The following is a 4932-nucleotide window of genomic DNA, read 5'->3' on the forward strand; positions in this document are numbered from 1 at the left end:
ATCTTCAAGTCCGGCCGGTGGAACGACTGGGCCAGCCTCGTCATCGCGAACCTCTACGCGGGCATGAGCTACGGGTGGTGGCAGCACAAGCACAGCCGCCACCACGCCAAGCCGAACCAGGTCGGCGCGGACCCGGACATCGCGACGGGCGCGCTCGTCTTCCACACCGAGGACCTCGAGAAGCCCGTCTCGGGCCTGCGCGCGTGGTTCCACGCCCGCCAGGGCTGGCTGTTCTTCCCGCTGCTGCTGCTCGAGGGCCTCAACCTGCACATCTCGGGCATCAAGACGATCTTCGGCAAGGGCGAGGTCAAGCGCCGCCCCGTCGAGATCGCCTTCGTCATGCTCCGCCTCGGCGGCTACCTCGCCCTCGTGTTCTGGGCGCTCCCGGTCGGCATGGCCTTCGCCTTCCTCGGCGTGCAGCTCGCGATCTTCGGCCTCTACATGGGTGCGGTTTTCGCGCCCAACCACAAGGGCATGCCGATCGTCCCGCCGGACGCCCGCATCGACTTCCTGCGCCGTCAGGTGCTCATGAGCCGCAACGTCCGCGGGGGCCGCTTCACGGACCTCATGATGGGCGGCCTGAACTACCAGATCGAGCACCACCTCTTCCCGAACATGGCTCGTCCGCACCTGCGCCACGTCCAGCCGATCGTCCGGGAGTTCTGCGCGTCGCGCGGGATCCACTACACCGAGACGAGCGTGTGGCGCTCGTACGCGATCGTGATCGCGTACCTCAACAAGGTCGGCCTCGCGGCTCGGGACCCGTTCCAGTGCCCGCTCACGCTGGAGTACCGCTCCGCGCGCTGAGCGGCGCGTCGCGGACCCCCGCGAGCAGCCACGACGCCGGGATCGGGGCGGGTTCCGACGTGCGCCGACGGTAGCCTGGGCGGGTGCACAACCCTGACCCGACCTCCTCCGCCAGCACGGTGACGACGGACGCGCCCGCGTCGTCGGGCACCGCGACCCCGCCAGAGGCGCCCCTGCGCTACACCGCCGCGCTCGCCTCGGAGATCGAGCAGCGCTGGCAGGACCGCTGGGAGGAGCGCGGCACGTTCTGGGCGGCCAACCCGACGGGCAGGCTCACGGACGCCGACGGCAACCACGCCGACGCCGAGGCCCCGTCGTTCTTCCTCATGGACATGTTCCCGTACCCCTCGGGCGCGGGCCTGCACGTCGGGCACCCCCTCGGCTACATCGCGACCGACGTCGTCGGCCGGCACCGCCGCATGTGCGGCGACAACGTGCTGCACGCTCTGGGATACGACGCGTTCGGCCTGCCGGCGGAGCAGTACGCGGTGCAGACGGGTCAGCACCCTCGCAAGACCACCGAGGAGAACATCGTCACGATGCGGCGCCAGCTGCGCCGGCTCGGGCTGGCGCACGACGCGCGCCGCACCTTCGCGACCACCGACTCCGAGTACGTCCGCTGGACGCAGTGGATATTCCTGCAGATCTTCAGCTCCTGGTACGACGACGACGCCCCGCGCCCCGACGGCGGCACGGGCCGGGCCCGTCCGATCACCGAGCTGGTCGCGGAGTACGAGAGCGGGGCGCGCGAGGTCCCGGCCGAGCTGTCCGGTGGCCGCACCTGGTCCGAGCTCGACGAGGTGGCCCGTCGCCGGGTCGTCGACGCGCAGCGCCTCGCCTACGTGTCCGAGACGCCCGTGAACTGGTGCCCGGGACTGGGCACGGTGCTGGCGAACGAGGAGGTCACGGTCGACGGCCGCTCCGAGCGCGGCAACTTCCCGGTGTTCAAGCGCAACCTGCGCCAGTGGAACATGCGGATCACGGCCTACGCCGACCGCCTCATCGCCGACCTGGACCTGATCGACTGGCCCGACAAGGTGCGCGCGATGCAGCGCAACTGGATCGGCCGGTCCGAGGGCGCCCAGATCACCTTCGACGTCGTGGGCGGCGGGACGTTCGAGGTGTTCACGACGCGTCCGGACACGCTCTTCGGCGCCACGTTCATGGTCGTCTCGCCCGAGCACCCGCTGCTGGACGAGGTGCCCGCCGCGTGGCCGGACGGGACCAGCACGGCCTGGACGGGCGGGCACGCGTCGCCGACCGCGGCGGTGGCCGCGTACCGGGCGGAGGCTGCCGGGAAGACCGCCGTCGAGCGTCAGGCCGACGCCGGGCGCAAGACGGGCGTCTTCACGGGCCACCTCGCCGTCAACCCGGCCACCGGCGCGCAGGTGCCGGTGTTCACGGCGGACTACGTGCTCATGGGGTACGGCACGGGCGCGATCATGGCCGTCCCCGGCCAGGACGAGCGCGACTGGCAGTTCGCGGCGCAGTTCGAGCTGCCCGTGGTCCGCACCGTCGCGCCGCCCGAGGGCTGGGAGGGCGACGCCTTCACGGGCGAGGGGCCCGCGGTGAACTCCGCGAACGACGAGATCAGCCTCGACGGGCTGGGCGTCGACGACGCGAAGCGGACGATGACCGAGTGGCTCGAGCAGCGGGGCATCGGGACGCGCACGGTGACCTACCGGCTGCGGGACTGGCTGTTCAGCCGCCAGCGGTACTGGGGCGAGCCCTTCCCGATCGTGTACGACGAGCACGACCTGCCGATCGCGCTGCCCGAGGACATGCTGCCGGTCGACCTGCCGGAGGTCCCGGACTACTCGCCGCGCACGTTCGAGCCCGACGACGTGACGTCGATGCCCGAGCCGCCGCTGGGGCGCAACGAGGAGTGGGTCGCGGTCGAGCTCGACCTCGGCGACGGCCCGCGGACCTACCGGCGTGACACCAACACCATGCCCAACTGGGCGGGCTCGTGCTGGTACTACCTCAACTACCTCGAGCCGGGCCGGCGCGACGTCGTCGTCGACCCCGAGCTCGAGCGCTACTGGATGGGTCCGGGGCACGACGCCGACTCGGGTGCCTCGGGCGGCGTGGACCTGTACGTGGGCGGTGTCGAGCATGCGGTGCTGCACCTGCTGTACGCGCGGTTCTGGCACAAGGTGCTGCACGACCTGGGCCACGTGTCGAGCGTCGAGCCCTTCCGCAGGCTGTTCAACCAGGGCTACATCCAGGCCTACGCGTACACCGACGCCCGCGGTGCCTACGTGTGGGCGAACGAGGTGGTCGAGGACGAGTCCGTGCCGAGCGGGTTCTCGTGGAACGGCCAGGAGGTCTTCCGCGAGTACGGGAAGATCGGCAAGTCGCTCAAGAACAGCGTGACGCCCGACGAGATGTACGACGCCTACGGCGCCGACACGTTCCGCCTCTACGAGATGTCGATGGGGCCGCTGGACCTGTCCCGTCCCTGGGACACGCGCGCCGTCGTCGGCTCGCAGCGGTTCCTGCAGCGCCTGTGGCGCAACGTCGTCGACGAGACGACGGGCGAGCTGACCGTGACGGAGGACGCGCCCACGGACGCGACCCTGCGCGTGCTGCACCGCACGGTCGAGGACGTGCGCACCGAGATGGAGGCCATGCGGTTCAACACCGCGATAGCCCGGCTCATCGTGCTCAACAACCACCTGACGACGCTGCCCGCCGTGCCGCGCGCGGCCGCCGAGACGCTCGTGCTGCTGCTCGCGCCGCTCGCGCCGCACATCTGCGAGGAGCTCTGGGAGCGCCTCGGCCACCCGACGAGCCTCGCGCGGGAGCCGTACCCCGTGGCCGACCCGGCGTACCTGGTCGAGGAGACCGTCACGTGCGTCGTCCAGGTGCAGGGCAAGGTGCGCGACCGCCTGGAGGTCCCGCCGTCCATCGGTGAGGACGAGCTCCGCGAGCGGGCGCTCGCGACCGCCGGGGTGCAGCGGGCGCTCGACGGGCGCGGCGTGCGTACGGTCATCGTCCGGGCCCCCAAGCTCGTCAACGTCGTGCCCGCCTGAGATGGGCGGCGTCGCGGTCGTCACCGACTCGACGGCGTCGCTCCCGCCCGCGGTGCTCGACGTGGTCGACGTCGTCGTGGTCCCGCTCCAGGTCGTCGTCGACGGGACGGCCCACCGCGAGGGCGTCGACCTGAGCCCGGCGCGCCTGGTCGAGGTCCTGCGGGCCGGCGCGCACGTGACCACGTCGCAGCCGGGGCCGGAGGCGTTCGCCCGCGCGTACGCGCGGGTCGCGGCGCGGGGCGTGCGCGAGATCGTCTCGGTGCACCTCTCGGGCGAGCTGTCCGGCACCGTCGTGTCCGCGCGCACCGCGGCGCAGACCGCCGCCGTACCGGTCCACGTCGTCGACTCGCGGTCCGTCGGCATGGGGCTCGGTCTCGCGGCCCTCGCGGGCGCGCGTGCGGCCGCCGAGGGGGCGAACGGCGCCGCCGTCGCGCGCGCGGCCGAGGTGTGTGCCGGCGGCACGACGGTGCTCTTCGCGGTCGACACCCTCGAGCACCTGCGGCGCGGGGGGCGGCTCGGCCCGGTCGCGGCCGCCCTCGGCACGGTGCTCGGCATGCGGCCGGTCCTCGGCGTGCGCGCCGGGCGGCTCGAGGTGGTCGAGAAGGTCCGCACGAGCGCCCGCGCACGCGGACGTCTCGTCGAGCTCGTCGCGCAGGACGTGGGTCGCCGTGGAGAGGTCGACCTGGCGGTGCACCACCTCGGTGACCCGGACGCCGCGGAGGCGCTCGCCGAGGAGGTGCGCTCGACGTGCGGCGATGCCGTGCGGCACGTCCACGTCGCCGAGATCAGCGCCGTCGTGGGGGCGCACGCCGGTCCCGGCATGCTCGCCGTCGTCGTGGCCGACGCCTGACCGTCCACAGGCTCGGGCCCGTCCCCGGACCACGCAGGCCCGCCGCCGAGGCCGACGGTGACCGGTCGTAGCGTCGCGGCGTGACCTCGGCACCCCGCTCACCGCAGCACGCGCGGAGCGCGGACGGAGGGGTCGAGGGGACCACGCGCGACCGTCTCGTGCGCCTCGTGGGGGCGGTGACCCCCGAGGCCGGGCCGGCGGGCGCGGGACCCACCGGCGCGGGGCGGGCCGGCGGGGGAC

The 4932-nt window shown here is 73.0% G+C and carries 3 protein-coding genes; all 3 read left to right on the forward strand.

The features are described 5' to 3' along the window. The coding region (locus ICW40_RS16910; protein WP_221655179.1) for a fatty acid desaturase family protein at positions 1-807 on the forward strand (807 nt) is incomplete at its 5' end. A gap of 83 nt (positions 808-890) precedes the next feature. After that, entirely contained in the window at positions 891-3842 is a 2952-nt protein-coding gene (leuS, locus tag ICW40_RS16915; RefSeq protein WP_374199175.1) for a leucine--tRNA ligase, read from the forward strand. Between the two features lies 1 nt (position 3843). After that, a complete protein-coding gene (locus ICW40_RS16920) occupies positions 3844-4692 on the forward strand; it encodes a DegV family protein (protein WP_221655180.1) in 849 nt (282 codons plus the stop codon). The last annotated feature ends 240 nt before the right edge of the window (positions 4693-4932 follow it).

The sequence above is a fragment of the Actinotalea ferrariae genome (genome assembly GCF_019733465.1).
GTDB lineage: Bacteria > Actinomycetota > Actinomycetes > Actinomycetales > Cellulomonadaceae > Actinotalea > Actinotalea ferrariae_A.